This window comes from Streptomyces ochraceiscleroticus (assembly GCF_000720485.1).
Taxonomy (GTDB): Bacteria; Actinomycetota; Actinomycetes; order Streptomycetales; family Streptomycetaceae; genus Streptomyces; species Streptomyces ochraceiscleroticus.
In genome coordinates this window covers 121,889-143,519 of the sequence record NZ_JOAX01000020.1, presented here as the reverse complement: position 1 = coordinate 143,519, position 21,631 = coordinate 121,889, and the positions used below count along the sequence as shown (strand labels likewise).

The 21,631-nt window shown below is 70.4% G+C and carries 18 protein-coding genes; 10 read left to right on the top strand and 8 right to left on the bottom strand.

All coding sequences use genetic code 11. The features are described 5' to 3' along the window. Window positions 1-55 precede the first annotated feature (55 nt). The gene (locus IG84_RS0123855; protein WP_051862307.1) at window positions 56-865 is read right to left on the bottom strand and encodes a chitosanase; all 810 of its coding nucleotides are present in this window, start codon (window positions 863-865) and stop codon (window positions 56-58) included. A 212-nt stretch (window positions 866-1,077) separates the two neighbouring features. Here IG84_RS0123855 and IG84_RS0123850 point away from each other — a divergent pair, with 212 nt between their 5' ends. Together IG84_RS0123850 and IG84_RS0123845 are read left to right on the top strand one after the other, a co-directional pair. Continuing rightward, on the top strand, window positions 1,078-4,662 hold the full coding sequence (locus tag IG84_RS0123850; protein WP_245659568.1) for an AAA family ATPase: 3,585 nt from the start codon (window positions 1,078-1,080) through the stop codon (window positions 4,660-4,662). 57 nt (window positions 4,663-4,719) lie between these two features. Beyond that, window positions 4,720-5,217 carry a hypothetical protein gene (locus tag IG84_RS0123845; protein WP_031060899.1) on the top strand — a complete coding sequence of 166 codons (498 nt, stop codon included), beginning with the start codon at window positions 4,720-4,722 and terminating at the stop codon, window positions 5,215-5,217. Between the two features lie 76 nt (window positions 5,218-5,293). Here IG84_RS0123845 and aceB read toward each other — a convergent pair whose 3' ends face one another. Further along, complete coding sequence (gene aceB / locus IG84_RS0123840; protein ID WP_031060896.1) at window positions 5,294-6,925, bottom strand: malate synthase A; 1,632 nt, start codon at window positions 6,923-6,925, stop codon at window positions 5,294-5,296. 236 nt (window positions 6,926-7,161) lie between these two features. Then, window positions 7,162-7,839: a nucleotidyltransferase family protein gene (locus IG84_RS0123835; protein ID WP_078649276.1), complete on the bottom strand. Its 678-nt coding sequence runs from the start codon at window positions 7,837-7,839 to the stop codon at window positions 7,162-7,164. A gap of 393 nt (window positions 7,840-8,232) precedes the next feature. Between IG84_RS0123835 and IG84_RS0123830 the strand changes: the two genes are divergently transcribed. Then, window positions 8,233-8,553 (top strand): DUF5955 family protein, encoded by a 321-nt coding sequence (locus IG84_RS0123830; protein ID WP_031060889.1) that lies wholly within the window; start codon window positions 8,233-8,235, stop codon window positions 8,551-8,553. 140 nt (window positions 8,554-8,693) lie between these two features. Here the strand turns inward: IG84_RS0123830 and IG84_RS0123825 are convergent, their stop codons facing one another. After that, window positions 8,694-9,494: an IclR family transcriptional regulator gene (locus tag IG84_RS0123825; protein WP_031060886.1), complete on the bottom strand. Its 801-nt coding sequence runs from the start codon at window positions 9,492-9,494 to the stop codon at window positions 8,694-8,696. Window positions 9,495-9,860: 366 nt separating this feature from the next. Here IG84_RS0123825 and IG84_RS0123820 point away from each other — a divergent pair, with 366 nt between their 5' ends. The 3 genes from IG84_RS0123820 (at window position 9,861) to allB (ending at window position 13,706) form a co-directional block, all read left to right on the top strand. Then, window positions 9,861-10,667: an aspartate/glutamate racemase family protein gene (locus IG84_RS0123820; RefSeq protein ID WP_031060881.1), complete on the top strand. Its 807-nt coding sequence runs from the start codon at window positions 9,861-9,863 to the stop codon at window positions 10,665-10,667. A gap of 81 nt (window positions 10,668-10,748) precedes the next feature. Beyond that, window positions 10,749-12,266: an NCS1 family nucleobase:cation symporter-1 gene (locus tag IG84_RS0123815; protein WP_063761841.1), complete on the top strand. Its 1,518-nt coding sequence runs from the start codon at window positions 10,749-10,751 to the stop codon at window positions 12,264-12,266. A gap of 105 nt (window positions 12,267-12,371) precedes the next feature. Beyond that, the gene (allB, locus tag IG84_RS0123810; RefSeq protein ID WP_031060875.1) at window positions 12,372-13,706 is read left to right on the top strand and encodes an allantoinase AllB; all 1,335 of its coding nucleotides are present in this window, start codon (window positions 12,372-12,374) and stop codon (window positions 13,704-13,706) included. Between the two features lie 56 nt (window positions 13,707-13,762). On the opposite strand, the gene IG84_RS0123805 is transcribed toward allB, so the two are convergent. Next, window positions 13,763-14,431: a thiaminase II/PqqC family protein gene (locus IG84_RS0123805; RefSeq protein ID WP_031060871.1), complete on the bottom strand. Its 669-nt coding sequence runs from the start codon at window positions 14,429-14,431 to the stop codon at window positions 13,763-13,765. A gap of 600 nt (window positions 14,432-15,031) precedes the next feature. On the opposite strand from IG84_RS0123805, the gene IG84_RS38155 reads away from it, so the two are divergent. After that, window positions 15,032-17,203 (top strand): glycosyltransferase, encoded by a 2,172-nt coding sequence (locus IG84_RS38155; RefSeq protein ID WP_245659551.1) that lies wholly within the window; start codon window positions 15,032-15,034, stop codon window positions 17,201-17,203. Further along, window positions 17,200-18,414 (top strand): acyltransferase family protein, encoded by a 1,215-nt coding sequence (locus IG84_RS0123795; RefSeq protein WP_245659550.1) that lies wholly within the window; start codon window positions 17,200-17,202, stop codon window positions 18,412-18,414. Before IG84_RS38155 ends, IG84_RS0123795 begins: the two co-directional genes overlap by 4 nt. A 48-nt stretch (window positions 18,415-18,462) precedes the next feature. Here IG84_RS0123795 and IG84_RS41640 read toward each other — a convergent pair whose 3' ends face one another. Both IG84_RS41640 and IG84_RS0123785 read right to left on the bottom strand, forming a co-directional pair. Continuing rightward, entirely contained in the window at window positions 18,463-18,633 is a 171-nt protein-coding gene (locus tag IG84_RS41640) for a DUF6126 family protein (RefSeq protein ID WP_169749895.1), read from the bottom strand. Window positions 18,634-18,662: 29 nt separating this feature from the next. Beyond that, the gene (locus IG84_RS0123785) at window positions 18,663-19,286 is read right to left on the bottom strand and encodes a helix-turn-helix domain-containing protein (protein WP_031060862.1); all 624 of its coding nucleotides are present in this window, start codon (window positions 19,284-19,286) and stop codon (window positions 18,663-18,665) included. 160 nt (window positions 19,287-19,446) lie between these two features. Between IG84_RS0123785 and IG84_RS0123780 the strand changes: the two genes are divergently transcribed. Together IG84_RS0123780 and IG84_RS0123775 are read left to right on the top strand one after the other, a co-directional pair. Beyond that, window positions 19,447-19,893 carry a ribonuclease gene (locus IG84_RS0123780; protein ID WP_031060859.1) on the top strand — a complete coding sequence of 149 codons (447 nt, stop codon included), beginning with the start codon at window positions 19,447-19,449 and terminating at the stop codon, window positions 19,891-19,893. Between the two features lie 296 nt (window positions 19,894-20,189). Continuing rightward, window positions 20,190-20,861, top strand: a complete 672-nt coding sequence (locus tag IG84_RS0123775; RefSeq protein ID WP_031060856.1) for a bifunctional 4-hydroxy-2-oxoglutarate aldolase/2-dehydro-3-deoxy-phosphogluconate aldolase — start codon at window positions 20,190-20,192, stop codon at window positions 20,859-20,861. Window positions 20,862-20,905: 44 nt separating this feature from the next. Here IG84_RS0123775 and IG84_RS0123770 read toward each other — a convergent pair whose 3' ends face one another. Further along, on the bottom strand, window positions 20,906-21,631 hold the full coding sequence (locus IG84_RS0123770) for an IclR family transcriptional regulator (protein WP_031060853.1): 726 nt from the start codon (window positions 21,629-21,631) through the stop codon (window positions 20,906-20,908).

Genomic DNA, 21,631 nt, shown 5'->3' with positions numbered 1-21,631 from the left:
TGGGGTGCCCCGCCCGCCGGCCTACGGCGTGCCGGACCGGCCGGCGCCGCAGCGGTCAGCCGATGTGGTACGGATCCCCGTACACCTTCCAGTCCAGCGGCGGATCCAGGTTCATATTCCCCTTGTTGAGGAAGACGCGCTGCGCGGTGTCCACCCGGCTCGTGTCACTGTGCGCCTCCTCCTGCTTCATCGCCCACACCCGGGCGTCCAGGAAGGCACCGAGGTACTTCTTCTCGTCCCCGCCCTGCGCGGGCGTCTTCGCTTTCGCCAGCGCCTTCTTCCGAATGCTGCCGAAGCTGGTCGCGTCGTCCCCGTCGCCATGCATCACGATGGCGTCGTAGTACGCGAACTGCCCGAGCACCCCGACCCCGTCGGCCTTCCCCCGCTTCACCGCCGGGTTGAAGTACACCCGGTCCCGCTCATCGTTCTGCGCCTTCCGGAAGTCCGCATCCTTCGCGGCCTCCTTCCAGGCATCGGTGAAGCCCGGGTCCAGCCCCTCGTGCGAATCGCTCCCATCCACCTCCCGCAACGCGGGCAGGTACTCGGCCAGCCCATTCCCCGGCTTCCGCTGCGTGTAGAGCTCCACCAGCTCCACCATGTCGTGCGTCCCGGAACAGAACCCGATGATCCCGCCGGTGTACCCGCGCCCGTCCCCGATGTCCTCTATGTAGCCGTACTGCGCCTTCCAGTCCAGCGAGGAATTCTCCGCACTGGACACCAGCTGCATGGCGATCTCCTTCTTCGCCGGATCATCGAGCCCGGCCGGCGCGGCATGCGCCGACGAGGGCACGGCGAGCAGTGCGAGACCGAGGACGGCGCCGGCGACGGTCCTGCCGGCCGCCGCGACTTTCGATCGGGTACGCATGGTGGATCTCCTCCTGTCAGGAGTGCTCCGTGGGGGGTCCATGGGGATTCCCCAATCGTTAGGAAGCTTTCCTACCAGAGGCGGGAGTTGCCGTATACCCGTCAGAACGCCGGGAGTTGGCGGTCAGTTCTTCGGACCTGTCTCGGCGGCCGTCATGCGTTTCATAGTTTGCGAAGGGCCATCCCGGAGGCTGGCAAGGAGTGTTCGTGAAGATGCCACGCAAGTCGTCGCTCGACCTCGTCGCTCTCGTCACCGGTCTGATCTTCGGCTTCGGAACCAACCTGGTCACCGCCGACCCTGCCGGTTGGTGGGGTCCGCTGCGGTCGATCGACGAGTACGCGCCGATCTGGTTGTCAACGGGCGTGGCAGGGGTGGTGATCTGGGAACTGGTGCGGCGGAGAGCCGCTCGGCGGCAGACACCATGGACGCGCCCTGACAGCCCCTACCCCGGCCTTCAGGCATTCGGGGAGGACCGGGCGGGTGTCTTCTTCGGGCGCACGGAGGAGATCGCCGAGATCACCGGTCGGCTCGCGGTCGGTGGGCCGGCCTGGCAGCGCTTCGTCACCGTCGTCGGGGCCTCAGGAAGTGGCAAGAGTTCTCTTATCGCAGCCGGAGTCCTCCCTAAACTGCGGCGGCGATGGAAAGTGCTCGGCCCCATACGCCCGGGTGTCGAACCCTTTACTGCCTTGGCTCATGCTCTGCTCGTACGGGAGAGTGAGGAAGCGGACCGGGGAAGCATCCTTCGGTGTGCGGCCGAGTTATATGGCGAAGCAACAGGACTCGCGAGCGACCCGCGACGCGCACCGCGGGTCCTGACAGCTGCCCTGGTGGCTGCGCAGGGCCGTCACTCGCGGATCCTTCTGGTCATCGACCAGTTGGAGGATGTCTTCCGCTCTGTCCCGGCGGAGGAGCGAGATCTCTTCCTCGACCTGCTGGGTGCGGCGCTGCAGGCTCATCCACACCTGTACGTCCTGGCGGCCCTGCCTCCTGACAGCCTGCGGGAAGCAGCGGTGATACGACACCCGAACCTCTTCCGTGTCAAATACCCCTTGGGTGCTCTCCGCCCGCGGCAGGTCAGGGAGGCCATCGCCGGGCCGGCTCGTGCCGCCGGGGTCGACATCGACGGCAGTGTCGTGGAGGCACTGACGGTGGAGGCGACGGCTGGTGACGCGCTTCCCTTGCTGGGTCAGTTGCTCCGGGAGCTGTACGAGCGGGCGGGTGACAGCCACGAGATCGGGCGGCATCTCTACGAGCTGACCGGACCGCTGTCCGAAGCCATCGGCCGTCACGCGGAGCGTGTGTACACGGTCCTGGTCGAAGCATGCTCCCCGGAAATGATCGACTCGGTACTCCTGAAGTTCGTCTCGTGGGACGAACGCGGCTTCATGCGGCGTTCCGTGGCCAGGTATGAACTCGGAGAACAGGCGTACGCGATAGTCATGTCCCTGCGCTCAGCACGGTTGGTCACGGAAGCAGACCAGGCCGGCGAAGCGTTCGATCTGGTCCATGAGGCGATTCTCAGACACTGGCCCAGGCTCCACGAACTGCTGTTGCACCATGAAGGCGCGTTACGCCGGATAACGGAACTCGAACGCCGCGCGCGAGCCTGGGACTCGGGCGGGCGCTCGGCCGACGATCTGCTCCGTGGACGACGACTGGAGGAGGCGGAAGAAACGGTTTCATCGACTGTCGTCAGCCCTGCGCTTCTTCGCCTTCTCGAGGCGTCCCGGGCGCGGGAGACCGAGGGGAACGAGGCCCGCGCGGACAGTGTGGCCGTCTGGGCACAACAGGTGTACTCGCGGGAAGGCAATCGGGAACTCGCGCTGGCTCTTGCTGCTGCCGCGTGCGAGGAGTGGGCACCGACGGCTACGGCAGTTCTGACGCTCTGGGGTATCGCTTGCGAGCCGAGTGCCGAATTCCTTGATCTCGGTCATTCGGGGAAGGTGCTCTCCCTCGGCTGGGACCAGGAGACCGGCTGTCTGAGGAGCATCGGTACGGACGGTGTGATGTGTACGTGGTCGCGGGACGGCGAGTTGGTCGACCACCGATATCTGGGCTCCGGCCTTCCTGAGGCAGCCGGTTTGAGTGGTTCTGGCAAGGCTTACTGGGTAGTCGGCGCCGACGGGACGGTGACAGTGCGCCGAACCGATGATGCGTCGTTCACCGCGACCTCGCGCGAGCACGGGGGCCGGAGAGAGCCGGTGCTTGCCACATCCTTTAGCGGTCGAACCATAGTGGCTCAGTTCGAGTTCTCCGGGATTCACATCGTGGAATGGGCCGAGGGCGAAGACGGCGAGGAGAACAGGCAGTGGTTCGTCGAGGCGCCGCACGCTGAAAAGCTCAGGTGTTCGCCACGGGGCGACATGCTGGCAGCCGATCATTTCGGTGATCTGCAAATGTTCCGAGTCGCGGACGGGCAGATGCTATGGCGAACCGGTACCAGTGACGAAGCGCGTCACGTGCTGCTCGATTGGTCGACCGACGGTGAACGGGTAGCGATCCTGCTGGACGGCGTCCTGAAGGTGCGCGCCGCGGGCGACGGCGCAGTGCTGGACGAGTGGCACATCGGTGACCAGGCAAGTGCCCTCGCCTGGTCACCGGACGGGCGCTTTCTCGCCGTGGGCCCTGGGATGGGGGCGGAAGACCAGTGCCTCACAGTGTGGCGTATCGCCGATCACGAGATCCAGCAAACCATTGAGGTGGAGCGGGGCGTCGAAGAGATCGCCTGGAGTGCTGATTCAGCGACTCTGGCGTGGCGGGTGTGGGCCGGTGGCATGTGGATCTGTGCCGTCGGTTCGCACCACCCCAGACATCTGCTGAGCGGCCCGCTGAGCAGCGCTTCGTGGTCTTCCGAACGAGTCGTGGCGACGTCGCTCGGCAGCGATGCGGTATACGTGGCCCATCCTGACCATGAGATCCGCATCCGAGAGATCACGCGTGCGCAGGACCCACGACCGAGCGAAGTCCGTTGCAGCCCTGACGGTGAACTTGTCGCCATTGGTTTTCGCGCGCGTGTGGAAATCCGCGAGGTGGCTGACGGTCTCTGCCGTACCGTTCTGGAACCGGCCTCCAATGTGCTGTCTCCCGTCAAGTGGGCTCCTGACAGCTCTCTCGTCGCCACCGTCGGCCACGACTTCTGGTTGCACGAGGACGACCAGGTCGAGATATGGGACAGCGTCGTTGGAGTGCGGGTCGCCTCCATGACGGCGGTCGCTCGTATGGGGAATGCTTTGACGTGGAGTCCGGACGGTCTCCGGCTCGCGGGAGCGGCAGCGGATGGCACGGTGTTCATCTGGGATGCCCGCTCGGGCAGGCGTCTCGTGACTGTTTCCAGCACTTCCGGAGGTGTAAGGGATCTCGATTGGTCTCCGGATGGAGGCAAGGTTGCCGTTCTCGGCGAGGATTGCCGAATCCGAGTGCTGAATGCACAAGACGGCGAAGAAGACCTGCAAACGGTCTCCGTCGGTGAGGACGCTCGGGCTGTGGTCTGGTCACCCGATAGTCGGTACTTGGCCACTGGCGGCGGCGGTTGGGCGAGCTTCTGGCTCGCGGCGTCGGGGGCGTGCCACACGGTGAGCCGATTCGGAGGACGCCAGATTCTGGACGCCCAGTGGTCTGCCGACGCGCGCCGATTCATGGTGACGTGCGAAGACCATGTGAGATATGCGTGGGATCTACCACAGCGGACCGATGGCCCAGCTTGCGCATCGCTTCTGGAGCGTGCCGGCATGGACGTTCGCGCGCTGACCGATGAAGAACGTCGGCGTTTCGGACTGTCCGCTCGGCTCTCCACATGAGCGGGCACACCTCCGCCCCGTGACGAACTCCCCGCCCGGGCCTGCTTGGATGGGAAGGTGGAGAGTGACGGGTACCACCGGGAATCAGGGCTGGCGAAAAGCGTCTGGAGCGAATCCGACTTCGAGGACATGGGCTGGCACGACGCCACTGTCCATGGCTTGTACGTGCAGCGGACCGATGGCGTTCTGCCGCGCCTGCTGCTGGACCTCGACTACATCGTGCGCTGGGTCCATCCAATTCCGCCGGCGAAGTACTTTTCCTTCTGGATGTCCCCGGCGACGTTGGTTTTCGATGAATTCTGGGATATTGAAGGCGACTTCGACCACAAAGGGACATATCCGGAGCTGACGATCGACGACGTGCACCGACTGGTGCCGGGCGACGGCAGAGCCGACTTCCCCCAATGGCACATCGAAGGCCATGCGTTCGACCTGAAGTTCCGCGCGGCCGGCTTCCGCCAGTACTTCCGGCAGGCCCCGCGGCTCTCCTCGGTGCAGGTCCTGTCGCCCGCCGAACGTGGCGGGTGCTGCTTCACGGAGGCCGGCTTCAGGTGAGCCGTGCCTGGGATATGGGAATGCCCCGCGCCGGGTGGCACGGGGCATTCCCGAGGGCTCTGGCGCGTGGCGGGCGTCAGTCCAGGAGTTCGTACGCCGGGAGGGTCAGGAAGGCGGCGTAGTCGGTGTCGAGGGAGACCTGGAGGAGGAGGTCGTGGGCCTGCTGCCACTTGCCGGCGGCGAAGGCTTCCTCGCCCACCTCCTTGCGGATGGCGGCCAGTTCCTCGTCGGCGATGCGGCGGACGAGGTCGGCGGTGACCTTCTCGCCCTCGTGGCCCGGCTCCTCGAAGACGACGCCCGCGTCGACCCACTGCCAGATCTGCGAGCGGGAGATCTCGGCGGTGGCCGCGTCCTCCATCAGGCCGAAGATGGCGACGGCGCCGAGGCCGCGCAGCCACGCCTCGATGTAGCGGGTGCCGACCTGGACCGCGTCGACCAGGCCCTGGTAGGTGGGCTTGGCGTCGAGGGAGTCGATGGCGATGAGGTCGGCGGCGGAGACGGAGACGTCTTCGCGGAGGCGCTCCTTCTGGTTGGGCGCCTCGCCGAGGACCGCGTCGAAGGAGGCGCGGGCGATCGGGACCAGGTCGGGGTGGGCGACCCAGGAGCCGTCGAAGCCGTCGCCGGCCTCGCGGTCCTTGTCATTCTTGACCTTGGCGAGCGCCTTCTCGTTGGCCTCGGGGTCCCGGCGGTTCGGGATGAAGGCCGCCATGCCGCCGATGGCGTGCGCGCCGCGCTTGTGGCAGGTGCGCACGAGGAGTTCGGTGTACGCGCGCATGAACGGGGCCGTCATCGTGACCGCGTTGCGGTCCGGGAGGACGAACTTGGCGCCGCCGTCACGGAAGTTCTTCACGATCGAGAAGAGGTAGTCCCAGCGGCCGGCGTTCAGGCCCGAGGCGTGGTCGCGGAGCTCGTAGAGGATCTCCTCCATCTCGTACGCCGCGGTGATCGTCTCGATGAGGACCGTGGCGCGGATGGTGCCCTGGGGCACGCCGACGTAGTCCTGCGCGAAGACGAAGATCTCGTTCCAGAGGCGGGCCTCGAGGTGCGACTCGGTCTTGGGCAGGTAGAAGTACGGGCCCTTGCCGAGGTCGAGCAGGCGCTTCGCGTTGTGGAAGAAGTACAGGCCGAAGTCGACCAGGGCGCCGGGGACGGGCTTGCCGTCGAGCTGGAGGTGACGCTCGTCGAGGTGCCAGCCGCGGGGGCGCATCACGACGGTCGCGAGCTCCTCGGCGGGCTTGAGCGCGTACGACTTGCCGCTGCGCTCGTCGGTGAAGTCGATCCGGCGCTCGTAGGCGTCGATCAGGTTGAGCTGGCCGAGGACGACGTTCTCCCAGGTGGGAGCGGAGGCGTCCTCGAAGTCGGCGAGCCAGACCTTCGCGCCCGAGTTGAGCGCGTTGATGGTCATCTTCCGGTCGGTGGGACCGGTGATCTCCACCCGGCGGTCGTTGAGGGCCGCGGGGGCCTCGGCGACCTTCCAGGAGTCGTCCGCGCGGATGTGCGCGGTCTCGGAGAGGAAGTCCAGGGTGCTGGTGCGGGCGATCTCCGCGCGGCGCTCGTCGCGGCGGGCGAGGAGTTCGTCGCGGCGGGGGGTGAACCGGCGGTGCAGCTCAGCCACAAAGGCCAGGGCGGCCTCGGTGAGGACCTCGCCCTGACGCTCCAGGGGCTCGGCTTCGACGATGGCCAGCGGGGACGGCGCTGGTGCGGACATGGGCTGTCACTCCATTCAGCAGCGGTGCCTTGACGGCCGCCGGGGCGCCCTGGCGGCACTGGGTGCCGAGGGCTCCGAGATACGGTCGCGGGCGCCGTCTGGGGTTCAGGGCGCTTCTGACCAGTGGAGAGTAGTTTCCTTATGGCGGAAGTTCAATGGTTTGTTGACGTCGAGATTCTTTTGATCGACAGATGAGGTGATCGAATGGCGCTGAGTGCCATCGTGGTCACGCTCCATTACCGTCCGGCCCCCCGTCCAGGGCTGCCGAGTCGGGGCAGGTCGGCCGGGGTGTCGATGTCGTACGGCTCGGCCACGTCCGCGCACTCGACGAGCGTGAGCGCGTCGGCGTGCGCCGCGAGATAGTCCCGCGCGCCCCGGTCGCCCGACGCGCCCGCCGCGACCGCGGCCCAGCGTTCCGCGCCGAACAGGACCGGGTGCCCGCGCCGCCCCTCGTACACCGCCGCCGCCAGGTCCGCGCCCGCCTCGTACGCGGCCACCAGCCGGGCCACCGCAGCGGACCCGATGCCCGGCTGGTCGACGAGGGAGACCAGGACCGCGCCCGCGCCCGTACCGGCCAGCGAGGCGAGGCCCACTCGGAGGGAGCTGCCCATGCCCTGCGCCCAGTCCGGGTTCTCGGTGACCGCGTACGCGGAGAGCTCGGCCCGCGCGCGTACCGTGTCCGCCGCCGCACCCAGCACGATGTGCACCGGGCCGCAGCCGCCCTCCCGCAGCACCCGCGCGGCGTTCTCGACCAGTGGCCGGCCGCGGAAGTCCAGCAGCGCCTTGGGGCGCCCGCCCAGCCGCCGCCCGCCGCCTGCCGCGAGCAACAGGCCGGCGACGGGGGGCCGCCCGGCTCCCGCGGGCGGGGCGGGCGGGGAAGTGGTGGGGTGCGCGTCGGCGCCGGAGGTCGTCATGGGACGTGCTTACCGCATCGCGGCGCGTCGCAGCACGCCGCGCCGTGCCCGCCCGCGGTACGCCCGGCGCACCACGGGCGCGTACTGGAAGTCAAGCGCCGCCCGGCGCGACGGCGATTCTGCGTCAGATTTGCCGCCGGACCTCCGCCGAACCGCGCCGGTCACGGTCGCGACATCCCCGGCCGCGGGGTCGCCGGGCCCCGGCGGCGCGCCGGACGGGCCGGTGGGGCGTCATGTGGCGGCGGGGGAGAGGTCCAACTGAATTTCGCTCTCCGTATGGCGCGAATAGCGCACCGTGGCGTTAACTGATCCGCGGCTTCCCGATGGAGCGGGGCCGGGTGAGGGGGCGATGAGGTGCGGTGCGAACCAACGGCCGTGGAGGGTGCCGTCGTTGTGGAGCAATGGCAGAGGCAGCGTGCGAGGCAGGAGACCGGGGTCGAGGACGACCCGCGGGTCGAAGCGCTGCGCGTGGCCGTCGCCAGACTCCGCCGCGAACTGGCCGGGTACCCGGCGGAGCTGCCCGACCGGGGCGTCGCCGAGGAGGAACTGGCCGCGCTGGACGCCATGGTGAGCAGCGGCACGCCGGAAGTGCCGCGGCTGCGCCGCGCCCTGCTGCTGATCGCGGGAGCGGTGGGCTCGGTCAGCGCGCTGTCGCCGACGCTCACCGAGGTGCGCAAGGTCATCGACCTCTTCGGTGACATGCCGCGCGGCTGATCCCACAAGGGCTCCACAGGGGGCCCACAGGGACGAAAGAGCCCGGGAGACGTACGAGGCGGGGCGCGGGGCAACAAGCCCCGCGCCCCGCCTCGTATCTCTGCGACGCCCCGTGCTCCGCTACGCGGCCACTGGCTCCGCTACGCCGGGTTCTGGTTCGCCAGCGCCACCGACAGCTCGCGGGCGACCTCCTGGAGGACCGGCACGATCTTGTCCGTGGCGGCCTCGGTGACCCGGCCGGTCGGGCCGGAGATCGAGATGGCCGCGGCGGTCGGCGAGTCCGGGACCGGCACGGCGATGCAGCGCACGCCGATCTCCTGCTCGTTGTCGTCCACCGCGAAGCCCTGCCCGGCGACCTCTTCGAGGGCGGCCAGGAAGGCATCCGGCTCGGTGATCGTCTTCTCGGTCGCGGCCGGCATGCCCGTACGGCCGAGCAGCGCGCGGACCTCCTCCGGCGCGTGGCCCGCCAGCAGCGCCTTGCCCACGCCCGTGGTGTGCGGCAGCACCCGCCGGCCGACCTCGGTGAACATGCGCACCGCGTGCCGGGACGGCACCTGCGCCACGTACACGATCTCGTCGCCGTCCAGCAGCGCCATGTTCGCCGTCTCGCCGGTCTCCTCGACCAGCCGGGCGAGGTAGGGGCGGGCCCAGGTGCCGAGCAGCCGCGAGGCGCTCTCGCCGAGGCGGATCAGGCGGGGGCCGAGCGCGTACCGGCGGTTGGGCTGCTGGCGTACGTAACCGCAGGCCACCAGCGTGCGCATCAGGCGGTGGATGGTCGGCAGCGGCAGCCCGCTGCTGGCCGACAGCTCGCTGAGACCCACTTCGCCGCCGGCATCTGCCATCCGTTCCAGCAGGTCGAAGGCGCGCTCGAGAGACTGGACGCCGCCGCTCGCGGCTGCGGGCTTGGCTGCGTCGGAAGTGCTGGCGCTGGACGACGGCACGTCGCATTCCTTTCGGATCAGTTGGTGTCGGGCCCGGCGCGTGCAGAGGGAGAATTCCGCGTCCGACCGGAGCAGCCTACCGGTCCGATCCTGTCGACACACTGTCTATCGCACAGTCGTTCCCGCCGGTCAGCCCCCGTTTGGCGGCTGACCCGGGATGCGACCTGGGTTACTCGTCAGGATCCCTTGACGGTCCTAGTGGGTGAAGCTACGTTCTGCAACTCGAAAGCTACTTCCCATTCTGTGGAATCCTCCAATTCACCGAAGCGCCGGACCGCCTCCGCGGAGCCCCCGCTGCCGGGTCCGTCCATCCCCGGGCCGTCCCGTCGCGCTTCCCGGCTGGAGCCTCCGGCTTCCTGGAGTGTCATGCGCATTCTCGTCATGAACCCGAACACCACGGCCTCCATGACCGCGTCGATCCGCGCCACCGCCACCGCCGTGGCGGCCCCCGGCACCGAAATTCTCGCCACCGAACCGCTCTGGGGCCCGGAGTCGATCGAGGGCCACTTCGAGGGGTACCTCAGCGCCGCGGCCGTACTGGACCGTCTCACCACCCTGGACGCCCCCTTCGACGCCCTGGTCATGGCCGGGTTCGGCGAGCCCGGGCGGGAGGGCGCGCAGGAGCTGCTGGACGTGCCCGTCCTGGACATCACCGAGAGCGCCGCCCAGATGGCGATGATGCTCGGCCACTCCTACGGCGTCGTCACCACCCTCGACCGCGCCGTGCCGCAGATCAGCGACCGGCTGCTGACCGCGGGCCTGCTGCAGCGCTGCGCCGGCATCCGCGGTACCGGCCTCGGCGTGCTGGAGCTGGAGGAGGACGCGCGGCGGACCGAGCGGATCATCGTCGAGACTGCTCGCGAACTCGTACGTGCGGGTGCCGAGGTGATCTGTCTGGGCTGCGGCGGGATGGCCGGGCTGCAGGAGAAGGTCGCGGCCGAGCTGGGCGTGCCGGTCGTGGACGGCGTCGCGGCGGCCGTGAAGTTCGCCGAGGCCGTGGTCGGCCTGGGGCTCACCACGAGCACCGTACGCAGCTTCGCCGCACCGCGCCCGAAGCGGATCGGCGGCTGGCCGATCAGCGGGCAGGCGTCGCAGCAGGCGTCGGAGCTGTCCGTTTCGGCCGTTCCGTCCGCGCGTAACGCAGATTTTTCTCCGGAGACATCAGGCATCTGACGTCTGGACCGTATTTCTAGCTCTAGACATCAGGCATCTGACATCTGCACTCTGTAGATTCCCACTCCCCGGGAGGCTCACGTGGCACCACCCTCGCAGCCGGACCCCCGCCTCTTCAATGAGGACCTGGCGCCGGCCCCGGAGCGCAAATGGGGCACGTACAGCGTCTTCGCGCTGTGGATGTCCGACACCCACGCGATCAGCAATTACGCCTTCGCCGCCAGCCTCTTCGTCCTCGGGCTGCCGGCCTGGGAGGTCTTCCTCGCGCTGCTGGTCGGCATCACGATCGTGTACTGGCTGATGAACCGCATGGGCCACGCGGGCCACCGCACCGGCGTCCCGTACCCCGTGCTGGCGCGCGCGAGCTGGGGTGTGTACGGCGCGAACATCCCCGCGCTGCTGCGCGCCGTGATGGCGGTCGCCTGGTACGGCATCCAGACCTGGCTCGCCTCGACGGCGGTGGTGCTGCTCGCGATCCAGATCGCGCCCGGCCTCGACGCGTACCACCACAACTCCTTCCTCGGCCTGTCCACCCTGGGCTGGATCTCCTTCATGGTCATGTGGGGGCTGCAGGCCGTCCTGCTGACCCGCGGCATGGAGTTCATCCGCAAGGTCCAGGACTTCGCGACCGGTCCGGTCGTCTGGCTCGTGGTCCTGGCGCTCGCCGTCTACCTGGTCGTCAAGGCGGGCGGCGACATCTCGCTCACCCACAGCCTCACCGGGCTCAGCGGTACGGCGCAGGTGCGCGAAAGCCTGATCGCGGTGAGCCTGACGGTCGCCACCTTCCTCACCCTCGTCCTCAACTACGCCGACTTCGCGCGCTTCACCCCCGACCACCGCTCCTACCGGCGCGGCAACCTCATCGGCCTCCCGGTGAACTTCACCGCCTTCGCGGTGGTCGCCGTCCTCGTCACGGCCGGCACGATCTCGGTGTTCGGCGAGGCGATCTATGACCCGGTGAAGGTGATCCAGAAGATCGACAACCCGGTCGTCACGGTGGTCGGCGCGCTCTCCTTCATCGTCGCCACCATCGGCATCAACGTGGTCGCCAACTTCGTCTCGCCCGCGTACGACTTCGCCAACCTCGCCCCGAAGTACCTGAACTTCAAGCGCGGCGGCATGATCACGGCGGTTCTCGCGATCGTCGTCATGCCCTGGAAGCTGTACTCCTCGGCGCTGGTGATCCAGTACTTCCTCGGCGCCCTCGGCGCGTTCCTCGGGCCGCTGGTGGCGATCCTGCTGGTGGACTACTACCTCATCCGGCGCGGCCGGATCGACGTGGACGCGCTGTTCGCGGCCGACGCGGCGGGTGCGTACCACTACCGCAGGGGCTACAACCCCAAGGCGGTCCTCGCCTTCGTGCCGTCCGCGGTGGTCGCCGCGGTGCTCGCGCTGGTGCCCGCCTTCGACGCCGTCGCGCCCTTCTCCTGGGTCTTCGGCATGGGCGTGGCCGGCGGGCTGTACTACGCGCTGTCCCGGCGCGGGCGCGTGACCGGCGAGATCCCGGACGGGATCATCCCGTCGCAGGTCAGGGCGGTGCCGGCGGCCCCGCAGCAGGCGGCGGACCCGGTACGGGTGACGGCCGCCGACGCCTCCTGAAGGGTCTTGACGGGCCGCCGCCCGAAGTGAAGACTCTTCAACAGAAAGTTGAATTTCGCAGTGCGGAAACCCGCACTTGCACCGAGCAACAAGAAAGGGGACCGGGTGTCCGACGCACTGCTGGTGCTCCGCTCCACGCGGGTCATCACTCCGGAGGGGACGCGCGCGGCGTCCGTCACGGTCAGGGACGGCAGGATCGCCGAGGTGCTGCCGCACGACGCGGAGCCCCCCGCCGGGGCGCGGGTCGAGGACTTCGGCGACGACGTCCTCCTCCCCGGACTCGTCGACACCCACGTCCACGTCAACGACCCGGGCCGGACGGAGTGGGAGGGCTTCTGGACCGCCACCCGCGCGGCCGCGGCCGGCGGCATCACGACGCTCGTGGACATGCCGCTCAACAGCCTCCCGCCGACCACGACGGCCGAGAACCTCGACACCAAGCGCGAGGTCGCCCGCTCCAAGGCGCACATCGACGTCGGCTTCTGGGGCGGTGCCATCCCCGGCAACGTCAAGGACCTGCGGCCGCTGCACGACGCCGGCGTCTTCGGCTTCAAGTGCTTCCTCTCGCCCTCCGGCGTGGACGAGTTCCCGCAGCTCGACCAGGAGCAACTGGCCGCGGCACTGGGCGAGATCGCCGGCTTCGACGGCCTGCTCATCGTGCACGCCGAGGACCCGGACCACCTGGAGAGCGCGCCGCCGGTCAGCGGCCCCAAGTACGCCGACTTCCTGGCCTCCCGCCCCCGGGCCTCCGAGAACGACGCGATCGCCGGCCTCATCGCCCTCGCCAAGCGGCTCGACGCCCGCGTCCACGTCCTCCACCTCTCCTCCTCCGACGCGCTGCCGCTGATCGCGGCGGCCAAGGCGGAGGGCGTCAAGCTCACGGTCGAGACCTGCCCGCACTTCCTCACCCTCACCGCCGAGGAAATCCCGGACGGTGCGACGGAGTTCAAGTGCTGCCCGCCGATCCGCGAGTCCGCCAACCAGGACGCGCTGTGGCAGGGCCTGGCCGACGGCACGATCGACTGCATCGTCTCCGACCACTCGCCCTCCACCACCGACCTGAAGACCCCGGACTTCGGCAACGCCTGGGGCGGCATCTCCTCCCTCCAGCTCGGCCTGCCCGCGATCTGGACGGCGGCCCGCGGCCGCGGCCACTCCCTGGAGGACGTCGTCCGCTGGATGGCGGCGGCCCCCGCCGCCCTGGTCGGCCTCGACCGCAAGGGCGCCATCGCCCCCGGCCGCGACGCCGACTTCGCCGTCCTCGACCCGGACGCCACCTTCACGGTCGACCCGGCAGCCCTCCAGCACCGCAACAAGATCACCGCCTACGCGGGCAAGACCCTCCACGGCGTGGTCCGCTCCACCTGGCTCCGCGGCCAGAAGATCAACGACGCCGGCGACCTGACCGCCCCGACGGGCGAACTGCTCGTACGCGACTGACACAGAGGGGCGCGGCGAGGCCAGTGGCCCTGCCGCGCCCCGACGGCCTGCCGCCGCTACGGCCGGTGTGGTGAGGTCAGCGTCGTCCAGAACATCAGCTCGTACGCCTGGAGGTGGCGGCCGTAGCGGTGGGCCAGGGGGAGGTCCAGGGCGGTGGAGTCCAGGCCGTGCTGGAGGGCGGTCAGGGTGCGGGCCGTCAGCTCCTGGTCCGGGGTGGCGAAGAAGTCGAAGAAGGCGCATGCCTCGTCGGTGAAGCCGTAGCGGTGCCGCATGGCCTGACCGACGGCGCGGCAGTAGTCGCCCCAGGCGGCGAAGTTGGCGGCGAGGGCCAGTACGGCATCGGCCGGCTCGGCGCCGAGGGCGAGCCAGGCCGCGTACGCCGGGTACGCCTGGCAGCCCGGCCGCGGTTCGTGCGCCGCGACCTCCTTCTCCGTCAGGCCGCAGGCGGTGGCGAGGGTGCGGACGTGCTCCAGCGCGGTCCCCTCCCCGTCGGCGAGGTAGGTGAAGAACGCCGCGAGCGGCGGTTCGGCGGCGGCCCGCCCGGCGAGGTGGCGGAAGCTGCGCCGGTCCGAGGCGATGATGTGGTGCTGCTCCAGGGCGAGCGCGGCGAATACCTCGCGCGGCGCCTCACCTGCGGCGATGGCCGGTACGAGGGGATTGGCGCCGGGCGCTGGGGCCAACTCCCGTACGGCGGAGTCGAGGACATCGGTCGCGGAACGGGCCATGGGCGGCCTCCTCGGCGGGCAACGGCGGGGCGGTGCCCCGCGTGGTCCTCTCCAGTGTGGCGACAGAGCGGCCGCTCGGGGCCTTAATCATTGCGTTACGTATCCGTAGGTGTGGTGTCACAGTGACGGGTGAGGCTAGTGAAGCCGACGCCCGTCCCCCACATGGCGGACGCCGGTGACCACATATTCCGGTCCTCCCCCACAATCCGATCAGGATGGGACCACACAGATGCGCATTCCGCTGGAACCCCCTTCCCGCGCCGGTGCCTGCTGCGCCGGCCCGCGTGCGTCCCGCCGAAGAACCGGCCGCTCCGGCTGACAGCTCACCCCTGCACGGGCACGGGTCCGCCCACACCGCGGCCCGGCCCGGTTCTTCGCGCGCCCTCACGCAAGGAAGGAAACCCCACGGTGCTGATATCGCACCCAGAGAATCAAGCTCAACTACCTCCCAACTCCAGCTCTACGTACGAGAGTTCACCTCCGCTCAAAGAAGGCGCCGGACGGGTCCTGGCCGTTGGTATGCCGGGGCCACGGCTCGACCGGCTCACGCACACCCTGCGCGCCACCGGTCATGACGTACGGCAGGTGACGCCCGGGCTGGTGAGCACGCAGGTCCGGCAGGCCACGCCGGACGCCGTGGTCGCCCTGAACGACGGCCGGGGCGGGCGGGAGGTGATCCGCGAGGTCCGGGCAGCGCCCGCCGGACGGGCGCTGCCGCTTGTCATGGTCACCTCCGGTCCCGGCTCCGCCGAGGTCGCCGACCTGCTGCGGCACGGCGCCGACGACTGCGTCCCCGACGCCTCCGACCCGGTCGAACTCGCCGCCCGTATCGAAGCGAAGCTGCACCGCGTCCCCGTACCGGTCGAGCAGCTGCTGCTGGATCCGCGTACCGGGCTCTACTCCCACCGGCACTTCCTCGACGAGCTGGAGCGGGAGTTCCAGCGCCCGGGAACGGGGCGCCGCGCCGGCCCCTCGGGTGTCATGGCCATGGTCGCCGTAGCCGAAATGGGGGCGCTGGAACACCGGTTGGGCCCGCGCGTCCGGCGCGAGGTCGCCGAGCGGCTGGCCGGCGTCGCCGAACGGCTCGGCAGCACCTGCGACCGCTTCGGCTGGGACGACGCCGGACACCTGCTGATGCTGCTGCCCGGCGTCGACGAGGAGACCGCCCGGCGCGGCCTGGAGAAGTTCGCGCACGCCGTCGCCTCCACCCGCTTCGTCGTCGCCGACGAGAACGTCCGGCTCACCCCGGCCACCGGCCTCGTCCCGCTCGCCGACTGCACCGGGCCGGCGCAGGCCGTCGAGAAGGCGCTCGCCGCGGTCGCCCAGTCCACCAGCCACCGCGACCTGCGCCCGGTGGCGTACGCGCCCTGGATGCGTGCCTCGCACCGCCGCCGCAACCCCTTCGGCGCGGCCCTCCGCGCCCGCCTGACGGCCCTGTCCTCACTGGTCGTGCTGCCCCTCGGGGTGGGCCTGCCCTTCGTGGTCTACCAGCAGGCGTACGGCTGGGACTGGGACGTGGGCTCGGTGATGTACTGGGTCGTCGTGGCCGGACTGCTCATCTCGGCCGCGCTGATCGTCATCGAGTGCCTGTTCTCGCTGGACGCACCGCGCCGCCCGGAGCGGCCCGCGCAGCCGTACCCGCCCGCCAGCGCGATCATCGCCGCGTACCTCCCGAACGAGGCGGCGACCATCGTCGACACCGTCGAGTCCTTCCTCCGCCTGGACTACCCGAACGACTTCGAGGTCGTGCTCGCCTACAACACCCCGCACCCGCTGCCCATCGAGGACACACTCCGCGAGATGGCGGCGCGCGATCCGCGGCTGGTCCTGATGCCGGTCGCGGGCAGTACCTCCAAGGCGCAGAACGTCAACGCGGCGGTGACCCGGGTGCGCGGCGAGATCGTCGGGATCTTCGACGCGGACCACCACCCGGCCCCGGGTGCCTTCCAGCACGCCTGGCACTGGCTCTCGCACGGCTACGACGTCGTCCAGGGCCACTGCGTGGTGCGGAACGGCGACAGTTCGTGGGTCGCGAAGCTGGTGGCCGTGGAGTTCGAGGCGATCTACGCGGTCAGTCATCCGGGTCGCACCCGGCTGTACGGCTTCGGCGTCTTCGGCGGCTCCAACGGCTTCTGGCGCACGGACCTGCTCGCCCGCACCCGTATGCACGGCTCGATGCTCACCGAGGACATCGACTCCACGATGCGCGCGCTCGGAGAGGGCGCGCGCTTCACCGTCGACCGCACCCTCATCTCCCGCGAGCTCTCGCCGACCATGCTCAAGCCGCTGTGGAACCAGCGCTCGCGATGGGCCCAGGGCTGGCTCCAGGTCTCCCTCAAACACCTGTGGCGCAGCCTGCGTTCGCCGCAGTTCACACCCCGTCAGAAGGCCGGCCTGCTCGTCCTGCTGGGCTGGCGCGAGGTGCAGCCCTGGCTGACGCTCCAGATGTGGCCCATCCTGATGTACTCGGTGTGGAAGGCCGGCGGCCCGGACAAGCTGGACTGGACCGTGCCGGTCTGCCTGCTGGCGATGGTCTTCACGCTCTCGGCGGGCATCGTGCAGGCGGCCTTCGCCTGGCGGCTCGCCGTGCCCGAACTGCGCCGCCGCCGCGGCTGGTTCTGGAGCTACGCCCTCCTGTCGACGTTCTTCTACACGCACTTCAAGAACATGCTCGCGCGGCAGGCGTGCATGAAGGAGGCGCTGGGGGACCGGCGATGGCGGGTCACCCCGCGCGCCGCGGCCCCGGCAGCGGCGGCGGGGGAGCGGCCGTGACGGCGACGACCCTGCCCGGCGCGCGCAGCGAGGAGTCGGTGGCCGTCCGCAGCAAGGCCGAGGAGATCCAGGGCTTCCGCGGCATCGCCGCGCTGAGCACGGTGATCTTCCACGTCTGGCAGCAGTACCACGTGTACGACGCGGCCGGCTCGCACCCGCCCGTGGACAGCCCCTACCTCGCCGCGCTGCTCTCCCTCGAAGTCATCGACTTCTTCTTCGTGGTCTCCGCCTATCTGCTCACACTCTCGTACGCGCGCGCCGCCATCGACGGCGGCTCGACCCGCCCGGGGCGGCTGTTCCTCTTCCGGCGGGCGGTGCGCATCGTGCCGCTGTACTTCATCGCGGTACTGGTCGTCTGGTCGAGCCGCAACCCGGAACTGGGCGGCAATTGGCGCGACTTGGTGGAGCACCTCACCTTCACCCACGTCTTCGACCAGCAGCAGATCTTCTACACCCTCGGGCCTGCCTGGTCGCTGTCGCTGGAAGTGGTGTTCTACCTCGCGCTCGTCGCGCTGGGGCCGCTGGCCGTGCGCGCCTGCCGCCCGCTGCGCCGCCGCGGCGCGCGCGTCGCGGTGTGCGCCGGGGGCTGTCTGCTGCTGTTCGCGCTGCCCGTCGTGTGGGTCGCCGTCGCCCGTTACGGGTACGGCGTGCCGCACACCGACTGGACGGTGTACTTCGGCCCGCAGGCCCGCTTCAGCGGCTTCGCGGCAGGCATGGGCCTGGCCGTGCTCGTGGTCGCCCTCCGCGACCGGGGGCGGCTGCCGGGCGGGGCCGCGGCCGCGCTCTCGGCGGTGGCCGCAGGGGCGGTGTACTGGCTGTCCTGGGACTCGCGGCCGGAGAACCTCAGTTTCACCTTCTACCACCCGCTCGCCGCGCTGGCGTGGGCGGCGCTGATGCTCGGCGTCGTGCACGCCAGCGGCCGGGTCCGCTGGCACCGCCTGCTGCGGGCCCGCTGGCTCACCTACCTCGGCCTGGTCAGCTACAGCCTCTTCATCTGGCACGAGCCGGTCATGCTGCAGCTCTACCACTGGGGGCTGCTGCCGGGCCGCCCGGACGGCTTCTGGTGGGCGGTGGCGGTCGTCCTGCTGGTGGCGGTGCCGGTCGCGGTGGCCAGTTACTGGGTCATCGAGTACCCGTCGAGCCTGCTGTACCGGCTCAGGGACGGGCGCGGCCGGCGGCGCGACTTCTATGCGGGGGTGGTGACCCGGTAGGTGCGGCGCGGCTCCTCGCGAGGAGGGGCCGCCCGCCGCACGGCGGCCTCAGGAGGCGGACTTCAGCATGACCACGATGAAGCTGAGGAACGCCAGGAGGACGTGCGAGCCGACCACATAGAGGGCGACCCGTACGGACAGTCCGAGCGGAGCCCGGTCCTCGACATCGTTCTTACGGGCTCCGCCGGACGCCGGCGGGGACGCGGGCTGCTCGGACACGGTGCTGGTCCTTTCCACGACGGGCGGCTTCACAGGCCGCGGCGGTTGCCGCCCAGGCACAGTTCGGTGGCACCGCTCTGCATGAGGGTGTGGACGAAGAGGATCTCGGTGCCGCTGCCGGCGGCGTCGGCGATCCGGTGCGGAGTCAGCGAGTCAAAGTGCGCGGCGTCGCCCGGATCGAGGAGCTGCACCGTCTCGCCGAGCGTGAGCCGCAGCCGACCCTTGAGCACGTACAGCCACTCCTCGCCGGGGTGCACCCGCACCAGACCGGCCTGGCCGTCGTGCGGCGGGACGAACACCCGCAGCGCCTGCATGGCCCGTCCGGGGCCGCCCATCGGCCAGTACGTCCAGCCGCCGGCCTCCGAGGGCTCGGCGTCGCTGCCGCGGAACACCGGCTGGAGCTCCGGCGCGGTCTCGCCGAGCAGGTCGGATACCGTAGTGGCGTACGTCCGCGCCAGGGAGAGCAGCATCGGCAGCGAGGGCTGGCGGCGCCCGGTCTCCAGGCGCGAGAGGTGCGCGGGCGACAGACCGACCCGCCGGGCCGCGGTCTCCAGCGTGAGCCCCGCGCGACGCCGCAGGTCACGCAGGCGGGGCGCGACGACGGGCAGCTCTTCGGGCGCGGCGTCGGCCCCGTTGTCCAGGGGTTCGGTCATGTCTCAGGTATAGCCAGCCTCGGCCCCGTGGGCAAAAGTTTTGCCTCTGAGGCAAAAGGCGTCGCCAACTTCCCGCGCCCCTTCCGTGCTTGTGAACTCCCGGGAAATTTCCCGCACTTGGATTGACAGGTCCATGTCTACGCGCGTCATGCTGTACGGCATGAGAATCCCCCCACGGATCACCCGGATCGGCGCCCTCGGCGCCCTCGCCTCGGCCCTGTTCCTCGCGGGCCCCACCGCCGTCGCCGGCACGCCCGCGGCCGCCCCCGCAGCGGTGGCGTACGCGGCTCCAGCGCACGTGGCGCCCGTACACGCCGCCGCCGTCGGCGACATCTGCTACTCGAAGCTGCCCGGCGAGGCCCACGAGACCCTGGACCTCATAGAAAAGGGCGGCCCCTACCCCTATCCGCAGGACGGCGGCGTCTTCTCCAACCGCGAAGGTGTCCTGCCGCAGCAGTCCAGCGGGTACTACCACGAGTACACCGTCGAGACCCCCGGCTCCCCGGACCGCGGTGCCCGCCGCATCGTCACCGGCGAGCAGACCGACGAGGACTACTACACCTCCGACCACTACGCGTCCTTCGACCTGGTGGACCGCGGCTGCTGAGCAGCTCGCGACCAGTGCGGCGGCCGGGGCGGTGCCCCGGCCGCCGCCGCGTTTCCCCGGCGTGCCGGGCCCCGCGGGCGCCGCCCGGCAGCCAAGTCGCACCCCCCGCTGAGGGATTGTCAGCGGTTGCCGGTAGCGTTTCGGTGGAAACAGCGACCGGGCGGGCATCGGCGGCAAAGCGGCCTCAAGGCGGCGACCTGCGGCGGAGCCCGACCACCGGCGCATCGGAACAGTTCCCGGGGGGCACGGCGGCGGCGCCGTGTGCGGGAGTGACCATGAAAGGGCGGCGAGCTGTCGTGTACCGCTGGGAGATCACCCGGGCCGCACTGGCTCAGCGCGTTTTCGCCATCGTCCGCAGTGAGACGTACGACGAGGCCAGCGCCACGGCCGACACGCTGCTGTCGGCCGGCATCACCAGCCTGGAGATCTCGCTGACCACCCCCTTCGCGCTGGAGGCGGTCACCACGCTCACCCGCGAGCTGGGCGACGACGCGATCATAGGCGCGGGCACGGTCCTGGACGCGGCCTCCGCACGGATGGCCGTGGACGCGGGCGCCCGCTTCCTGGTCTCCCCCCATCTCGACGCCGAGGTGATCGCCACGGGCCATCGGTACGGCCTCCCGGTCTTCGCCGGCGTCGCCACGCCCACCGAAATGGTGCGCGCGCTGGAGCTGGGCGCCGACGCGCTGAAGCTCTTCCCGGCCTCCGGATACGGCCCCGGCTGGCTCAAGGACGTCCGTGCGGCGCTGCCGCAGGCGCCGCTGCTGCCGACGGGCGGCGTGACCATCGAAAGCGCCCCGGAGTGGATCGCGGCCGGCGCGGTCGCGGTCGGCATGGGCTCCGCGCTCTCCGCCGGCGACCGCGACACGGTCACCAAGCGCGCCGCGGCCCTCCTCCCGCTCCTCGCCGCTGCCGCCCCGCCGGCCAAGTCCCCGGGGCTCGGCGCCCTGGACCTGTACGACGCCTGAGCGGCACGCACCGACTACCGCTCCCGGGCTTCTGCCCGCCCGCCTCAGATCCCCCCGCGCAGCATCCGCGACAGCCCCAGGGCCGCCGTGCGGACGGCCGGGGCGAGCTGGGCCGGGCGGAAGCGGGCGCGGGGGACCGCGACGGAGATCGCGGCCACGGCATCGCCGCCCGCGAAGACCGGCGCCGCGATGCAGCTCACCCCGGGCACCGCCTCCTGCTCCTCGTAGGCCAGCCCGGACACCTGCGTCTTCTCCAGCGCCATCCGCAGCCGGGCCGGATCCGTGAGGGAGTGCGCGGTCAGGCTCGGCAGCGGCCGCGCCAGTACCTCCTCGGTCAGCTCCGTGCCGCAGAACGCCAGCAGCGCCTTGCCCACGCCGGTACAGCTCAGCGGCAGGCTGTGCCCGATGTGCGAGGGCAGCTGGAGCGCGTCATGGCCGTGGATGCGCTCCAGGTAGACCACCTCCAGCCCCTCGCGCACGCCGAGATGCACGGTCTCGCGAGTGGCCTCGAAGAGGTCCTGGAGGAACGGCAGCGCCGCCTCGCGCAGATCCCGCCGCCGCGGCACCAGTGAGCCCAGCTCGAAGAGCCGCCCGCCGAGCCGGTAGCGGGCGCCGTCCGTGCGCTCCAGCCAGCCCAGCCGTACGAGGTCCGCCGCGAGCCGGTGGACGGTCGGCTTGGGCAGACCCGTGCGCTGCGCCAGTTCCGCCAGCCGGTACGGGCCGCCGGTCGGGCGGAAGGACTCCACGATCAGGGCGGCCTTGTCGAGCAT